Annotated in this window: 17 protein-coding genes; 6 read left to right on the top strand and 11 right to left on the bottom strand. The window is 68.4% G+C overall.

Features of this window, described 5'->3' with window-relative positions; translation table 11 throughout:
• Position 1: 1 nt before the first annotated feature.
• The 3 genes from LRH25_RS13720 to LRH25_RS13710 all read right to left on the bottom strand — a co-directional run bounded on the left by LRH25_RS13720 (position 2) and on the right by LRH25_RS13710 (position 2,828).
• Positions 2 to 820 carry a polysaccharide deacetylase family protein gene (locus tag LRH25_RS13720; protein ID WP_141286538.1) on the bottom strand — a complete coding sequence of 273 codons (819 nt, stop codon included), beginning with the start codon at positions 818 to 820 and terminating at the stop codon, positions 2 to 4.
• On the bottom strand, positions 804 to 1,787 hold the full coding sequence (locus LRH25_RS13715; protein ID WP_259374025.1) for a YncE family protein: 984 nt from the start codon (positions 1,785 to 1,787) through the stop codon (positions 804 to 806). The genes LRH25_RS13720 and LRH25_RS13715 overlap by 17 nt, the downstream gene beginning before the upstream one ends.
• Positions 1,788 to 2,015: 228 nt before the next feature.
• Positions 2,016 to 2,828, bottom strand: a complete 813-nt coding sequence (locus tag LRH25_RS13710; RefSeq protein ID WP_141286536.1) for a TIGR00266 family protein — start codon at positions 2,826 to 2,828, stop codon at positions 2,016 to 2,018.
• Positions 2,829 to 3,041: 213 nt separating this feature from the next.
• Here LRH25_RS13710 and LRH25_RS13705 point away from each other — a divergent pair, with 213 nt between their 5' ends.
• Together LRH25_RS13705 and LRH25_RS13700 are read left to right on the top strand one after the other, a co-directional pair.
• Entirely contained in the window at positions 3,042 to 3,872 is an 831-nt protein-coding gene (locus tag LRH25_RS13705; protein WP_231011369.1) for a hypothetical protein, read from the top strand.
• On the top strand, positions 3,869 to 5,176 hold the full coding sequence (locus LRH25_RS13700; protein WP_141290724.1) for a pectin acetylesterase-family hydrolase: 1,308 nt from the start codon (positions 3,869 to 3,871) through the stop codon (positions 5,174 to 5,176). Before LRH25_RS13705 ends, LRH25_RS13700 begins: the two co-directional genes overlap by 4 nt.
• A 108-nt stretch (positions 5,177 to 5,284) precedes the next feature.
• Here LRH25_RS13700 and LRH25_RS13695 read toward each other — a convergent pair whose 3' ends face one another.
• The 3 genes from LRH25_RS13695 to LRH25_RS13685 all read right to left on the bottom strand — a co-directional run bounded on the left by LRH25_RS13695 (position 5,285) and on the right by LRH25_RS13685 (position 7,589).
• Positions 5,285 to 5,908 (bottom strand): TetR/AcrR family transcriptional regulator, encoded by a 624-nt coding sequence (locus tag LRH25_RS13695; RefSeq protein WP_141290726.1) that lies wholly within the window; start codon positions 5,906 to 5,908, stop codon positions 5,285 to 5,287.
• Positions 5,909 to 5,985: 77 nt separating this feature from the next.
• Positions 5,986 to 6,645: a response regulator gene (locus LRH25_RS13690; protein WP_141290728.1), complete on the bottom strand. Its 660-nt coding sequence runs from the start codon at positions 6,643 to 6,645 to the stop codon at positions 5,986 to 5,988.
• The gene (locus LRH25_RS13685) at positions 6,642 to 7,589 is read right to left on the bottom strand and encodes a sensor histidine kinase (protein WP_231011368.1); all 948 of its coding nucleotides are present in this window, start codon (positions 7,587 to 7,589) and stop codon (positions 6,642 to 6,644) included. The genes LRH25_RS13690 and LRH25_RS13685 overlap by 4 nt, the downstream gene beginning before the upstream one ends.
• Before the next feature lie 83 nt (positions 7,590 to 7,672).
• Between LRH25_RS13685 and LRH25_RS13680 the strand changes: the two genes are divergently transcribed.
• Complete coding sequence (locus LRH25_RS13680; protein WP_141290823.1) at positions 7,673 to 8,419, top strand: response regulator transcription factor; 747 nt, start codon at positions 7,673 to 7,675, stop codon at positions 8,417 to 8,419.
• Positions 8,420 to 8,521: 102 nt separating this feature from the next.
• Here LRH25_RS13680 and LRH25_RS13675 read toward each other — a convergent pair whose 3' ends face one another.
• From LRH25_RS13675 to LRH25_RS13665, 3 genes are all read right to left on the bottom strand, one after another.
• The gene (locus tag LRH25_RS13675; protein ID WP_141290825.1) at positions 8,522 to 9,286 is read right to left on the bottom strand and encodes an SDR family oxidoreductase; all 765 of its coding nucleotides are present in this window, start codon (positions 9,284 to 9,286) and stop codon (positions 8,522 to 8,524) included.
• 140 nt (positions 9,287 to 9,426) lie between these two features.
• Positions 9,427 to 10,179 (bottom strand): hypothetical protein, encoded by a 753-nt coding sequence (locus LRH25_RS13670; RefSeq protein WP_231011366.1) that lies wholly within the window; start codon positions 10,177 to 10,179, stop codon positions 9,427 to 9,429.
• On the bottom strand, positions 10,176 to 11,441 hold the full coding sequence (locus LRH25_RS13665; protein ID WP_231011365.1) for a hypothetical protein: 1,266 nt from the start codon (positions 11,439 to 11,441) through the stop codon (positions 10,176 to 10,178). The genes LRH25_RS13670 and LRH25_RS13665 overlap by 4 nt, the downstream gene beginning before the upstream one ends.
• A 400-nt stretch (positions 11,442 to 11,841) precedes the next feature.
• Between LRH25_RS13665 and LRH25_RS13660 the strand changes: the two genes are divergently transcribed.
• Positions 11,842 to 12,387 (top strand): FxDxF family PEP-CTERM protein, encoded by a 546-nt coding sequence (locus LRH25_RS13660; protein WP_141291326.1) that lies wholly within the window; start codon positions 11,842 to 11,844, stop codon positions 12,385 to 12,387.
• Positions 12,388 to 12,750: 363 nt separating this feature from the next.
• On the opposite strand, the gene LRH25_RS13655 is transcribed toward LRH25_RS13660, so the two are convergent.
• Positions 12,751 to 13,263 carry a hypothetical protein gene (locus LRH25_RS13655; RefSeq protein ID WP_141291328.1) on the bottom strand — a complete coding sequence of 171 codons (513 nt, stop codon included), beginning with the start codon at positions 13,261 to 13,263 and terminating at the stop codon, positions 12,751 to 12,753.
• A gap of 10 nt (positions 13,264 to 13,273) precedes the next feature.
• A complete protein-coding gene (locus LRH25_RS13650; protein WP_231011364.1) occupies positions 13,274 to 13,651 on the bottom strand; it encodes a hypothetical protein in 378 nt (125 codons plus the stop codon).
• Between the two features lie 501 nt (positions 13,652 to 14,152).
• Here LRH25_RS13650 and LRH25_RS13645 point away from each other — a divergent pair.
• Together LRH25_RS13645 and LRH25_RS13640 are read left to right on the top strand one after the other, a co-directional pair.
• On the top strand, positions 14,153 to 14,341 hold the full coding sequence (locus LRH25_RS13645; protein WP_231011363.1) for a hypothetical protein: 189 nt from the start codon (positions 14,153 to 14,155) through the stop codon (positions 14,339 to 14,341).
• 137 nt (positions 14,342 to 14,478) lie between these two features.
• Positions 14,479 to 15,195: a response regulator transcription factor gene (locus LRH25_RS13640; protein ID WP_141285434.1), complete on the top strand. Its 717-nt coding sequence runs from the start codon at positions 14,479 to 14,481 to the stop codon at positions 15,193 to 15,195.
• Positions 15,196 to 15,222: the final 27 nt, after the last annotated feature.

Here is a 15,222-nt window from a genome sequence, read left to right as displayed (position 1 = left end):
GTTACTTTGCCACCGCTTCGTCGGCCTTGAAGAGGCTGCGGTATTGCGGGTGCTCGCGCAGCGTGGCGAAGCACATGCCACGCGCCTTCAGACCCGTGATCAGCGGCGCCAGCACCGCAGGCGCCCAAGGATCCTGGCGCGACCAGATGCCCAGGTGCGCGAGCAGGATGTCACCAGGCTGGATGTCGCGCAGCGCCTTTTGCAGCAACTGCGCATTGGGGTACTTGTCGCTGGGCAACTCGTCCCCCAGGAAGCCGGCCGCGGACCACGGCACATGCGCAAACCCGCAGGCCTTGGCAGCAGCCAGCAGCGCTGGCGAGGTCTTCCCTCCAGGCGCGCGGAACAGCGGCGCCATCGTCGCACCGGTCATCTCGTGGAAGCGCGTCGCGCTGCGCTTGAGTTCCTGGCAATAGTCCGCCGCGGTCCACTCCAGCGTCTTGCCGTTCTGCGGGCCTGCCGAGGGCTTCATCACGAAGCGGCCACCGGGCTTGTCCGCGCGCCAGTAGACGTGGTCGAAGGTGTGGCTGCCAAACACGTGGCCTTCGGCCGCGCGGGCCTTCCACCACGGCGCCCATTGGTCGTCCAGGCTGCTGCCGCCGTCCAGCGTCTTTTCGTTGGCCAGGAAAAACGTGACCTTGACCTGCTCCCGCGTCAGCACCTCGGCGATCAGCGGCGCCACGCCCATGTGGCCGGTGTCCAGCGTCAGGTAGACCGGCTTGTCGCAACTCGCCGCGGCAGCCAAACCGCTCTGCGCCGCCAGCAACACGGCCAAGGCCAGCGCGCCGGCCTTGCGAACCGCCGCCCTATTGACGCGGCACATGGTCCAGCGTCCAGACGCCGTGCGGCGAGCGGCCCACCGGGATCTGGCGCACGACCTTCTTGTCGATGATGTCGACCACGCTGATCTTGCGGGCCCAGCGTGAACTGACCAACAAAGTGCGGCCATCGGCCATCAGGTCCAGGCAGTCCGGGCCGCCGGGGCCGGGCAGTTCGCTCACCACCGTCATGGTCTGCGTGTCGATCAGGCTGATGGTATTGGCCACGCGGTTGCTGACGAAGATGTGGCGCTTGTCGCCCATCGCGCGGAAGGCGTGTGCACCCTCGCCCGTCTGGATGCGCTTGACCAGCTTCGCCGGGCCATTGGACACGTCGTAGACCTCGACGAAGCGGTCGCCGGTCAGGCCGACGAACAGCGTCTTGTCGTCGGCCGTGAGGTACACATCGGCCGGCAGCTTGCCGGTCGGCACGCGCCAGCGCACCGCTTGCGAGGCCAGGTCGATCGCGACCAGCTCGTCGCTGTCCTGCATGGTCGCGTAAATCGTCGTGCTCTTGCTGTCGATCCACTGGTGGCTGGGCGTCTTGCCGGTAGGCACGCGCTTGACCAGCTTCATCGGCTCGGCGGCGTTCTCGGGCTGCCACTTGTAGATGTCCACGTGGTTCAGCCGGTTCGCCAGGGTGACGAACCACTTCATGTCCGGCGAGAAGCGCAGCTGGTACGGATCCGAAATGCCGCCCAGCGTGCGCTGCACCTTGGCGGTCAGCGGGTCGATGAAGGTCAGCGAATCACTCAGCGCATTGGCCACCAGCAGCGACTTGTCGTCGGGCGTGAGGTACAGATGGTGAGGCTCCTTGCCGACCGGAATGCGTTCGCGCTCAGTGAAGGTGACCGGGTCCAGCACGCTGACGCTGGCATCCAGCGAGTTCAGCACGAAGATCGGGCGCTGGCCGGGCAGCGGCACTGTCGCAGCGGCGGCACTGGCCGTGGCTGCCGGCTCCGGTGCCGCCATCAGCAACGAGGTCGACAGGCAACCGACAGCCAGCAACAGGGCCTGCAACGCCGGCAGGCGGCGCGCCTTCAAGGGAAATACGGCAGACAAATTCACTGAAACAGGACCCTGAACGGAGCAACATGCCAGTTTAGCCGCCCTGCCTTGCCAGACCTCGAATAACCGGCATCTCCCTGCAGCAAGCTTGCGTTGGCGCAAGCCCGCTGCCGCCGTTGCCGTGGCGGTGGCTCAGTCGTCGTCGCCGCCCAGCAGGCCACCCAGCAGGCCCGCGCCGGCAAAGCCGCCCAGGACTGAGCCCTCCTCGCGGCTGCCGCCGTTTTGCGGCGCCGCGGCAAACACGCGGCTGGCCAAGCGCGAGAACGGCAGGCTTTGCAGCCAGACCGTGCCCGGGCCGGTCACTTTGGCGAAGAACAGGCCTTCGCCGCCGAACAGCGCAGTCTTGATCTTGCCGACGTACTGGATCTCGAAATTGACGTTCGGCGTCATCGCGACGATGCAGCCGGTGTCGATCAGCAGCGTCTGGCCGGGTTGCAGTTCACGCCGCAGCACCGTGCCGCCGGCATGCACGAAGGCCAGGCCGTCGCCTTCGAGCTTCTGCATGATGAAACCTTCGCCGCCAAAAAAGCCGACCGAAAGCTTCTGCTGGAAGTAGATGCCCAGCGACACGCCACGCGCCGCGCAGAGGAATGCGTCCTTCTGGCAGATCAGCATGCCGCCGAGCTGGCGCAGGTCCATCGGCAAGATCTTGCCGGGGTAAGGCGCGGCGAAGGCCACGCGCTTCTTGCCGTCCACCTGGTTGGTGTAGACGGTGGTGAACAGCGATTCGCCGGTGACCAGCCGCTTGCCCGCCCCCAGCAGCTTGCCAAACAGGCCGCCGCTGGACTTGCTGCCGTCGCCGAACACCGTGTCCATCGAGATGCCGGCGTCCATGTACATCATGCTGCCGGCTTCGCCGACCGCCGCCTCGCCCGGGTCGAGTTCCACCTCGACAAACTGCATCTCCGAGCCCTTGATCTCGTAGTCCACCACATCCATCGCCATGGCGATCACTCCCCGTTAGGTAAGTCTGCAAAGAGGCGAATGGTACAAAAGCCCGCGCCCGCCGGCCGCGTGTTGCTGCATCCCCAATTCAAGGGGACCTCAAGGTAACGCAATGCAACCTGCGTTGGCACAATGACGCGGCGCCTCGTCGCGTCATGCGTGCAACTGGGTATGGCTGCCAAGCCAGCCGCCAACCACACTGGCCGGATGCCCATGCCACGCCCCACTCCTGCCGTGCCCGCCGCTGCCGTGTCCAAGTTCCCCACCGTCCTCCCCGGAACGCCGGTTCATCAACATGGCCAGGCCGGCCGCGTTGGCCCCTGGCCGCTGGCGCTGCTGGCAGCCGTGGCGGTGATAGGCGGGCTGGGCGTGTTCGCCTACGCTGGCAAGCCGGCTTATGCCCCGGCCAGTACCGGCCGCCTGGGCGAAGGCCATGCCGCAGCAGCGGCCAGCCAGGCCGCCACGCCGGCCACATCCACCCCCAATGCCTCCCCCAGCGCCGGCACGCCGGAAGGTGTCAGCGCAGCGGACTGGGCCAAGGTGCAGCAGGCCCTGGCACAGCACCCGCAGCGCGAGGCCGAGCTGAGCCGCATCGGCCAGCTGCTGAGCTACCAGTCGCGCGTGCGGCGCTTCCAGGAGGCAAGGCAGAACGGCGCGTCCGCCACCGAGCTGCGCGCGCTGGCCAGGCAGCTGGACGGTGAGCTGGACCAGCACCTGGCGAACAACGAAGTCAGCGCTGGCGAAGCCCAGACGCTCAAAGCCGCGCTGCTTGAACAGCTGCAACCCGACACCGCCGCGCGCGCGATGGCCCTGGCCGCCTGGCGCCGCCAGCAGGCCGCCGCAGCACCCAGCCAGCCCGACCCGCGCGACGCCACCTACCTGCAGGCCCAGGCCAGCACAGTGGCCGCCTGGCAGGCCAGGCCCGCGGCCCAGCGCAACGAAGCCCAACTGAGCCAGCAGCTGCGCACGCTGCGCGGCCAGGTCTATGCCGGCAACAGCGGCAACAACACAAACACCGGCACCACCGGAGGAACCCAACCGTGAACCCTGCATCCACTGCGCCCATGCCCGTGCGGCGGCGCCTGTCTTCCCGCTGGCTGGCACGCGCCAGCGCCCTGCTGGCGCTGGTCGTGCTGCCGGCCGCCCATGCCGGCTATTTCAACTGGGACATGGTGGAGCTGCCGCCGGAATCGGGCGCCTCCTGCGGCAACGGCACGCCGTACCGCTTCTTCGTCAACCGCACGCCGCTGAACCACAACGTCTCGCTGACCTTCGAAGGCGGCGGCGCCTGCTGGGACCAGGACGCCTGCGAAGGCAAAGGCCCGTACAGCGCCAGCAACCCGAACGGCATTCCGCCCGACTACATGCACTCGCTGCAGACCATGGCCGCAGGCGGCCTGGTCACGCCTTTCACCTCGCGGCTGGACCCGTTCCAGAAAGTGCGCACGCAGGACTGGACCATGGTCTACCTGCCGTATTGCACCGGCGACGTGCACGCCGGCAGCAAGGTCTCGGTCTACGACGATGTCGACCCCTCGGCACCGCGGGTGCAGCACCACGCCGGCCTGGCCAACATCCGCGCCGCCGCCTCGTGGCTGCGCAGCAACCTCGGCCGGGCCGACGACCTGCTCGTCGGCGGCTTCTCGGCCGGCGGCGTCGGCTCCACGGTCAACTATGCGACCGTGCGCGACACACTGGCCCCCAAGGGCAAAAGCACGCTGCTGGCCGACTCGGGCCCGCTGTTCAACGCCCCGCGCGCCAGCACCACCTCGTCCACCCAATACCCCTCGCTGCCGCTGCACCAGAAGATCCGCCCGGCCTGGGGCCTGGATGAGCCCGGCGGCATGATCCCGCGGCTGGCCGCACGCCTGCCGGCGCTGGATGTCAACAACCTGGGCAGCCTGAACACCGGCCTGGCGCGGGCCTATCCGCAGGACCGCTTCGGCTACCTGGCCTTCGAGACCGACAACGTCTTCTCCGGCTTCAGCTACCTGGACTTTCACCCCGAAGTGCATGCCAGCGACCCCGAAGTTCAGAAGCAGCTGGTCAACCAGCTCTGGCGCACCGACCTGGCCAACTGGCTGCCCACGCTGGCGGCAGAGGCCAATGTCGACTACCACGTGCCCTTCTTCCGCGACTTCAACGACGCCCACTGCCTGAGCATCGTCGACTTCTCCGGCACCGGCGTCGAAGAGCTGGGCGTGGCCTCGGTGCTGCCCTTCTTCGACAACCTGATGGACCGCGGCCCGGTGCAGCGCAACTACGAAACCGACCAGGTCTCTGACCTGTCGCAGACCTTGAGCCCGATCATCCAGCTCTTGAACTGGCTCGAAAACCTGTTTGTCTGAACGGCGCTTTGCTGGCCGGGCGCTGTGAAGCAACGCTAGACGGCGCACCAGCGCAGCCGGCGCCGGGCCGCCCCAAGGCGGCTGCGCCAACCCGCCCGGCGGGTGGTCTCACGTACCCGTGGGACCGGGTGCTCCATTCAACCCACCGAAGCAGGTCTGCAGCAACAGCTCGATGATGCGTTCATCGCTGTACTGGCCGGTCGCCTTCAACACCGGCAGCACCGGGTCGCAGGCGCGGGCAAACAGGGTGTAGAGCACCAGCTCTGGCGGCAGCGAATCGTCCAGTGAGCCTTGCTGCTGGGCTTGGACGATCCATTCGCCGAGTTGCTCGCTGACCTCGTTGAGCCGCGTCAGGTAGGTCTCGTGGCCCATCAGCGTGGTGCGCAGGGACGAGTTCTGCGAAGGCAGGGAGGGCATTTCGCCGGCCAGCTGCAACTGCATGGTCCAGCGTGCCACGGCCTTGAGCCGGCCCAGCGGCGTGGGCTCGGTGGCGGGCAGCGTGGCCATGAAGGCCTGCGCCAGCGTCAACACCCGGACCATGGCCGCGGCGGCCAGCTCTTCCTTGGAGGCGAAATGCCGGTACAGGCTGGCCTTGGCAATGCCCACGTCGGCGGCCACTTCGTCCACCGTCATCAGGTCAAAGCCTTTTTCGGCCAGCAAGCGGTTGACCGACGCCACGATGGCGTCTTCCCGCACCTTCAACACCTGCTCGCGAAACGAAACCTTGGCCATTGCCACATTCTATGACTGGCGAGTCAAGTTGCGACTGAGCGGTCACTTCGCCCTTGCCGCACCGATGCCGCGCAGCCTCAACGCCGCCCGGGCGGCCCGCTCGGCGTGTCGACAATGCTGATGAAGCCGCGCTGCAGCGCAATCACCACGGCCTGCGTCCTGTCGGTGGCGCCCAGCTTGGACAGGATGCTTTTCATGTGCGTCTTGACCGTGTCCTCGGACAGGCACAGCGCATCGGCGATCTGCCGGTTGGTGCCGCCCTGCTTGAGTTGGCGCAGCACCTGCAGCTCGCGCGGCGACAGCGCCTCGCCATACGAGTGCAGGCCCATCATCGCCGCCACTGCCGTCGGGATGTGGCGCTTGCCGGCATGCACCTCGCGGATCGCGTCCAGCAGCTCCTTGCGCACCATGTTCTTCAGCAGGTAGCCGCGGGCCCCCGCCTTCAGCGCCCGCAGGGCCTGCACGTCACCCTCGTAGGTGGTCAGCACGACGATGCGGGCGCCGGGGTCGTCGGCGACGATGGTCTCGATCGCCTCGATGCCGTCGCTGCCCGGCATCTGCACGTCCATCAGCACCACGTCGGGCCGGTGGTTGCGGTACTGCTGCAAGGCCTCGTCGCCATCGGCCGCTTCGGCCACCAGCCGCATGTCGGGCTGCGACATGATCAGCGAGGCAATGCCCTGGCGCATCAGCGGATGGTCGTCCACCGCCAGCAGGCGGATCGCCGCGGCGTTCATCGGCCCGCCTTCAGCCGCCGCAGCAAGCTGCGCCAGGCACTGCCTGCGGACTGATCGCCACCGGTCGGTGCGCGCAAGTCCGGCGCCTCATGCGCCAGGCTCGCGGGCAGGCGCAGCTGCAGCCGCGCCCCACCATCACGCTCGTCCAGGTGCAGCTGCCCGCCCATGCGCGCCACACGCTCGTGCATGGCCGCCGAGGCCGGCAGGCCTTGCGTCGGGTGGTCGGGGCGGTTGTCCTGCATGTCGACGATGAACACCTGTTCGTTGTAGTGAAGGGTCACCAGCGCCGAACGCAGCCCCGCGTGGGCCACCGCATGCGCCAGCGCTTCGCGGATGATGCTGCAGACCTCGTGGTAGACCAGCCGCCGCAGCGGCCGGGCCCGGCCCTGCACCAGCACCCCAAAAGCCTGCGATTCTCCCCCCGCCAGCTCGGCCCAGATGGCCGCGATGGCTTGCGACAGCACGCTGGCATCCAGCTCGGCGGCCGGCAAGGTCCTGACCCGGTCGCGCGCCTCCAGCAGCCAGCCATCGGCCTGGGTCAGCAGGGTTTCAAAATCCGCGCGCACCGGCCCGTCGGCCGGCAAGGTGGCCGCCAGGCCTTCGACCGCCAGCACCAGCCCCTGGGTGCTTTGCAGCAGGCTGTCATGCAACTGCATGGCCTGCAGCTCGCGCAACTGCCGGGCGCGCTCGGCCTCCTGCTGTCGCGAGCGGGCACGCCTGCGCAACAGCGCGCAACTGCAGCCGGCCATCAACAGCAGCAGCACCGAAAACGCCACCAGCCAGCCACCGGGGCCACGCAGCACCTGCTCGAAACAGGCTTGCGGAACACACGACGGCGGCGGCGAGGAAAACGGCATGTCAGACGATGAGCGGTGCTGGAAAAGACAGGCGTGCGGCCGGTGGTCCAGCTTGCCGCAGTTCGGCCGCGCAGCCTTCACCCACAAGGGTGAATCTGGCGTCGCTGGACCTGGGCTGGATCAAAGCAAACGATGCGGCCTAGCATCAGCTCACCCAAAAGGAGGCCCAGATGTCATATGAGCGGATGTCCCATGAGGCTGGCACCGTGCGTGTCAGCGTGATCCACAGCGAAGCCGTGATCGCGCTGGGCATTGCCACCGCATTGCGCGGCCAGTCCAGCTGCGAGGTGGACATCGTCGGCGCCACGGCATCACCGCTGGCAGCCTGCGTGAGTGCGCGGGCCGACGTTGCCGTCTGCGACCCGACAAGCGCCGCCCTGCTGCTGGCCCAGCGGCGTGAGCATGCGCACGGCTGGGGCAACAGCGTGCGCGTGCTGGTCGTCAGCACCCAGGTGCAGCCGCAGGACGTGCAGGCCGCGCTGCGCCACGGGGCTCATGGCTACGCGCTGCTGGACTGCGGCATTTCCCAGCTGCAGGAGATCGTGCTGGCCGTCAGCCGCGGCCAGCGCCACCTGTGCCCGGCGGCGGCCAGCCTGGTGGCTGAGAGCATGAGCTACCAGGCGCTGACCGGCCGCGAGAGCGAGGTCTTGCAGTTGCTCGCGCAAGGCGACTCGAACAAGTCCATCGCCAATGCGCTGAGCCTGTCCGGCGGCACCGTGAAGGCCCACGTCAAGAGCATCCTGAACAAGCTGGACGCGAAGAGCCGCACCGAAGCGGCCAACGTCGCGATGCGGCGCGGGCTGATCGGTTCGCAAGCACCATCGTCGCCCGCCACCGGCGTGCGGACCGAACCGTCACCGGCGCATCGCCCGCAGCCTGCGGCCTCGGCCACGCGAAGCCTGAGCCACGCAATCTGACTTCCGCCGTCACCGGGCAAGGAAGTCCTGCACGACATTGACTGCCGGCACTGTCGCTGCATCCTGTCGCTGCATCCATCAGCCAGTGGACCGAGCCAGGCTTCAGGTGCGGGTGATGGAAGCGCCGCCGTCCACCAGAGAGGCGGTACCGGTGACAAACGCGGCGTCGTCGGACGCGAGGTAGAGGACCGAGCGCGCGAGTTCCTCCGGCGTGGCCACGCGCTTGAGCGCATGCAGCTGCGTCACGAAAGCCTGGGCCTGCTCGGTGTTGTTCATGCTGCGGTACATGTCGGTGTCCACCGCACCGGGCAGCACCGCATTCACGCGCACGCCGCGCGGCCCGAACTCGGCGGCCAGCGCCTGCGTGAGGCCGATCAGCCCTGACTTGCTCGCGGCATAGGCGGCCACGCCCGGGAAGGCAAAGGTGTGGCCGACGAAGGTCGACGTGAAGATCACCGAGCCGCCGCCGTTGCGCAGCATTTGCGCGATCTGGTGCTTGGCGCCGAGGAAAGCGCCGGTCAGGTTGATGGCCAGCGTGTCTGACCAACCCGCTTCTGACACCTCCGTGCTCGGCCCGCCCTCGCCCAGCGTGCCGGCGTTGTTGAAAGCGATGTCCAGCCGACCATACCGCGCCACCGCCAGCGCCACCAGCGCCTTGGCATGTGCCTCCGAACGCACATCCCCGGCCAGCGCGACCGCGTCGCCGCCGCGGTCGCGGATGGCGTCGACCAACTGGTCCAGCTCGTGCGCGCGGCGGGCGGTGACCACCACCTTGGCACCTTCGGCAGCAAACAGCAGCGCGCTGGCATGGCCGATGCCGGAACTCGCGCCGGTGACCAGTGCGACCTTGCCTGATAGACGATCCATCTTGTTTCTCCTTTTGGCTCGCACGCGTGGGCGAGCAACGGGGTTGAGGAACGAGGTGATGCATGGTGTTGGGAGCGACCCGGCCGCACCAGTGAATCGCTGTGAATTCACTGCAATTCACGCGCGGTGGTCGACGAGATTCAAGGCTTCACTTCAAACGGCAAGGCCTGGCCCTCGCCACACGCCTGGTGGCTGTTGCCGCGCATCTCGAACAGGGCGCAGGCCCGGTTGCCGGCGGCGTCTTCCAGGTCGGGGTGGACCATCAGGCTGTGGCGCCCGGCCACCCATGGCTGCGCAGGCACGAAGCGCCAGCCGGTTTCGGCGTCCAACAGCTGCGGCCGGCCCGCCAGGCGCAGACCGTCCGGGCCACGCACGGCCATCAAGCCTTCACCACTGGCGCTCACAGGCGCATCCAGCCTCACCACCAGCGCAGCCGCACTGCCGGCTCGCGGCGCTGCAATGCGCCAGCGCGCCGGCTCTGGCGCCGCACGGTCCGCGGCCGTGACCTGCCAGGTCTTGCGCAGCGCGGGCCCGAGTGCCGGGTCGTCTATCCTCAGCGTGACGCTGTCGCCGGCCTTCAGCGCCAGCCCCAGTTGCTCGTGCGCGACCAGCCCGGACTTGACCCGCCCCGGGTGCAGCAGCAGCGTCAGCCGGCGGCCGTCGGCACTGGGCAGCGGCAGGTCCAGCAGCGCGCCCGGCAGCACCTGGCCGGCAGCGTCCAGCAAGGTCACATGGCGCATGTCCAGCGCCCGTGACAGCGGCATGGGCAGCCGCAGCTCGATGTGCAGCAGGTTCTCCGGCACGCTGGGGCCGGACGGGAAAACCTGCACGGAGCCCGCCAGCACATCGATGGACAGCAGCGCCAGCGCCACCGCAGCACGACCGTGCTTCACGGCAGCGTGCGCCGCGCCAGTTCGGGGTAGCCCTCGTCGCTGCGCAGCACGCCGTGCAGGCCGCGGAAGCCATCGCTGGCCTGGTAGCGGAAGTCGGCGAAGTCGTACTCGTTGATGAAATCGCTCAGGCGCAGGAACGCCCCCTGGCGCAGCGACACCAGCTCCAGCGCCCCGGTGCTGCCATGGCGGCGCAGCACCGTGAGGAAGGTCTTGTCCTGCACGCCGAGCTTGACGATGCCGGCCAGCGGGATCGGGATGGCTTTCACGCCCAGGTACGGCTCGGTCGGCCAGTTGATCGGCTTGGCCAGGCCTGGCTGCGCGCTCGCGGCGGCAATGGCCGAGACCGGCAACAGGTCCGCCGCCTTGTGCGAGTTGGCCAGCAGCAGCGCGGGTCCGTCCTGCGTCTCCAGGCTGACCAGGCCGACCGGCGCGCTGCCCCAGCCCAGTTCGGCCACGGTGCGGCCGACGATGTGTGCACCGTCTTTCAGGTCCCTCAAAGGAATCGTCACCAGCGGTGTGCAGGTGTAGGCTGCCACCAGCGTGGGTTCGCCGTTGAGCGTGGCGATGGCCATGCGGCGGATCGGCGCCCGCGTCTCGACCTGGTTGTGCACCGCGTGGTACATCTCCACGCTGGTCGCGCTGGCCGTGCCGTTGAACGGGAAGTCGTAGACCCGCAGCGTGGAGGCAAAGGCTGCGTTGCTGAGCCCGGCCACGTACAACTTGCCGGCCTGGTAGACCATGTCGGTCACGGTATAGGTCGCGGCCGGCACGTCCGCCCAGAAGCGCTGGTCATCGGTGGGCCGGCCGGCAATCAGCGCGCTGCTGTGCGGCGCATGCACCAGGTCCAGCCGGCGCACCAGGCCACCAGCGTCCAGTGTCACGACCGCCGGCTCGGGCAAACCGCGGCCATGGTCCACCGAAAGCGAGAGGTAGGCCAGGCCGGCGCCGGGGCGCATCGCCATGTCCTCGAACTGCAGCCGTTCGGCCGAGGTGCCCAGCGCCTTCGCGACCTTTGCCGCCACCTGCAACTGGTTGAACGGCCGGCTCGCCTCGGCGGGCGCCACGCTCAGCGGCGGCAGCTTCAGCGCGTGCAGCGCGGCGCCGCGCCAGTCGGCCACGACCAGCGTGTCGGCATCGGTGAACAGCAGCGTGCCGGCGGAGCGGATCGGCGCGTCCGCCGCGCTGGCGTTGCCCAGCCAGCCTGCCAGTGCCAGGCACGGCAGCAGGCGCAGCCAGCGGAGGGTTCGAGGACCAGATGACATGAGCGGCTCCAAAACGTGAGCGTGCCGGACGGCCGGCGCCGGGGGTTGCGGATGCCCGCAGCTTCGGCGCTGCCGCACGCCAGCGCATCCCGCAGCAGGGTGGTCGGCAGACCAGCCAATCGGGACAGCCTCCCGGTGAACGGCACCCGCGCCTCGTGCCCGGCCACCCGTCGCATCGGCGTGTCCGAGTTGACACCGGCGTAACGAGCTGCGACGCCGGGCGAATGGCGGCCCCAGTCTTGCCCTTGCCTCGGGTGTCGCGGCGGCAGGTACCGGCTGAAGGTGTCAGGCAGGCCAAACTGCTTGAAACCCAGCAGCCACACCCCAAAAGCTGTCGACATTGGTGCAGCCAGAAGTGATCGACCGCATGGGCTGCGCAAAACCGAACCTAGGAGACCTCATGAAACTGAAACCTCTGCTCGCTGCGCTGAGCCTGGCGACGGCCAGCCTGGCCAGCCAGGCCGGCGTGTACGACCTGGGCGTGCTCAGCGTCTCGCCCGCCGATCCGACCTTCGCGGTGCACGGCGTCACGGCCCAGCCCAGCGTGTTCACCGACTGGTGGTCCTTCAGCGTGCCGACCAACGCCAGCCTGGTCTCGTTCGCCTCCAACACGCTGCTGCTCAGCGGTTTCACCGAGCTGTTCGGCCTGAAGCTGTCGATCACCCACACCATCGGCGGCACCGCCATCGTCAGCGACTACCAGAGCCTCAGCAACATCACGCTGTCCCCCGGCGGCAACTACTACCTGGGCGTCACCGGCAAGACTGCCGGCAGCCACGGCGGCGTCTATTCGCTGCTGGCCCAGGCCGCGCCGGTGCCGGAACCCAGCACCTACGCGATGCTGGGCCTGGGCATTGGCGTGCTGGCCCTGATGAGCCGGCGCCGCAGGAAGGAAGAGGCCGAAGCCGAAGCGCCTGGCCTCGCACACCCGCTCGCCACTGCCTGAGGCTTCGCGCCAGGCAAGCCGGCTGCGCACCGCAGTTGGTGCGCCGGGAAAGGTGCGGCCCCGCTGGCACCCGACCTTTCTGCCGAAAACCGCAACACCAGTGCCCACCACCGGCGCTGGCGTCATCCGCATGCTGAATGCCGGTCACCACGTCACCGTGCGTGAGGGACTGGCGGCGATGATCGGCAGGCACGTGGACATGTGCGTGGCGGGCGAAGCCGCCAACGGCCAAGCCGTCGTGGCCTTGTTGGCTGCAGCACCGGCCCGATGTCGCGTTGTTCGACCTGCGCATGCCGGTGATGGACGGCATCGAAGCCATCGCCGCCGGCAGGCATCAGCCGTCGCAGCTTGATCCAGCTTTGCTCATGGCGCCTGGCTCGGCGCCAGCGCAATCGAGTTCAGGAACTCGTAGAAGATGGCGAGGTGCCGCTCGGCAGTCGCCGCCGTGGTGCAGCCATACACGTAGACATTGCTGAGCCGAGTTCTCGGAAGCACCGCGGCCCATTCCACACTCGGGATGCGGTTGAGGACGTGAAAATACTCCAGCAGGCCATACACCACTCCGTGTACGTTCCTGCCTTCCCTTCGCCTGCGCTCCTCGTAACCCACGGTGTTGGCCTTGCGTCGGTTTGAAAGATTGGCCAGGTAGTCATCTGGGCTTTGCGGCTCGGTGCGACTCAACTGTTCAATGAAGAGGTACGCGTCATAACCTCCGGCGATTGGCGGGCACATGATCTGTACACCGCTGGAACCCGGGAAGCTTTGCTCGGTCCAGTTGGCAGGTACGGTAAAGCTGACCCCTGCCGCCCGAAGTTTTTCATCGAGCGGCGGGGCGCAGGACACCGTCACTCCGCCCACGGCGAGCAGTGTCAGCACACTGCGTCTGTCAGGGAAATTCGTCACTTCTGAACACCTGCTTGAGGGCAAAGGGGACAGCGAAGGCCTCAGCCCATGGGTGGCTGAAGGTTTTCGGTGCCAGGCAAGCATAGCTTCTGATCACGGGCTGTTCGAAGTCGAAGGCGGCGGAAATCTCCTCCAAACGAACGAGGCGCACCTTGCCGTCGAAGCACGCCAAAGCCCTTTGACTGTGCAATGGCGCTGCGGCGCGGGGTGCACCACTCTCGCGGCGCATCGCCGCGGTGGTTGCCAAGGTGACCGCGGCCCGACCACGCCGCCCGTCTGCCTGGCCGAAGCGCTCGAATGGCCTGCCGTGGCCTTGCTGGTGGAACGTGCCGCGGCCAGCGCGCCGGGGCTTCGCCGCCACGCCCGCCAACCTGCCCGCGATCCTGCAGCTCTGCCAGGCGCTGCCGAGACCCAGCGCCTGGTGCTGCGCCGACTCTCGGTGTTCAACCGGTGCTTCGCGCTGGACGAAGCCGGCAAGGCACTGGCCTGCGCACGGTTGCCGGTGCTGCAGGCGACCGGCACGGTGCCGAGCCGGGTCGCCAGGTCGCTGGTGATGCGGCTGGACGGCGCCGCCCGGCGCGGTTCCACCTGCCGGCCACCACCCGCGCCTATGCCGCGACCCGGCAGGCCGCGCGCGGCCAAACGTGAGCCCTGCCAACCCGCCAAGCGCCTCGAATTCACACCGATTCACACCACCCGCCGGAGTGGCTCGCCGATCATGTCTCGGCAGACGGCGGCCCCGCCGCACGGCAGGTTTGCCCGCTGCCCAGGCCGCCGTTTCTTCAGCGTCCGAAGCATGGCGCCCCGCAAGCCCCGAGTCCAACACCGCCGCCCAAGCTGCCGCCCAGCGGCAGCCGGCCATGTGACGATTGCCTCCCCGGCACGGCCGCAGCCGCGGCCCGCCACGCCTTCCGTGCTGTCGCGCGCACGAGGACTGCAGGCCGCACAGACCACGCTGGCACCGATGCTGGCGCGCTTCGACGAAGGCCACGACGCGCGCGACCTGCGCGAAGCGGCCACGCTGCTGGCGGCCCTAAAAAGAGGAATCTGAATCATCCCGCCACCGGTCGGCATTCACGCCGATTCACATCGGCCGAGCCTCTTCGCTTCACGGTGATTCACGTCGATTCACTCGCGCCGCGGCACAACCGGTTCCATCATCTGCTCACCCACTGCCTGGAGGCCGCCATGCTCGATCTGCTCACGATCAAAGTCCTTGTCCTGTACGACGACGCGCTGCTGTGCGCCGGCCTGCGGGCCACGCTGGGCGCGCAGCCTGACATGGTGCTGCTGTCGCCGCAGGCCGACCCAGGCCAGGCCGACGTGGTGATTGCCGACTACGCGCAAGGCCTGCGCTGCATCGCGCTCGGCAAGGCCGAACCCGCACGACGCTCGCTCGGCTCACTGGGCGCGCGGGTGCTGATCCTGACGCGCCGCGACAGCGAGCGCGAGATCCGCCATGCACTCGAAAGCGGTGTGCGCGGCTACCTGACGATTGGCTGCGGGCTCGACGAGCTGGTCGACGCGGTGCGCGCACTGCACTGCGGCATGCGCCGCATCGGCACGCTGGCCGCCCAACGCCTGGCCGACAGCGTGGCCGGTTCGCTGCTCACCAGCCGCGAGACCGATGTGCTGCGGCTGCTGGTGGCCGGCCACGGCAACAAGGCGATTGCCAAGCGGCTGGACATCGCGCTGGGCACCGTGAAGTCGCATTTGAAATCGGTGTTCCAGAAGCTGGACGCGAGCAACCGCACCGAGGTGGCATTGGCCGCGGACAAGCGCGGCCTGCTGATCGACCTGCCAGCACTGGACGAACCGGAAGTGGAGGCCGCGCCAGCGCGCTGGCGCATGCCGGCCGTCAGCCCGCAGGCAGAACCGGCGCGGGCACTGGCGTCGGCGAGCTGAGTCACCCTGCTGCCGCGGTGGCGGCCG

The sequence above is a fragment of the Ideonella azotifigens genome, assembly GCF_021043325.1.
Classification (GTDB): domain Bacteria; phylum Pseudomonadota; class Gammaproteobacteria; order Burkholderiales; family Burkholderiaceae_C; genus Ideonella; species Ideonella azotifigens.
The sequence above is the reverse complement of the archived record's forward strand: the minus strand, read 5'-3'. Positions and strand labels throughout refer to the sequence as shown.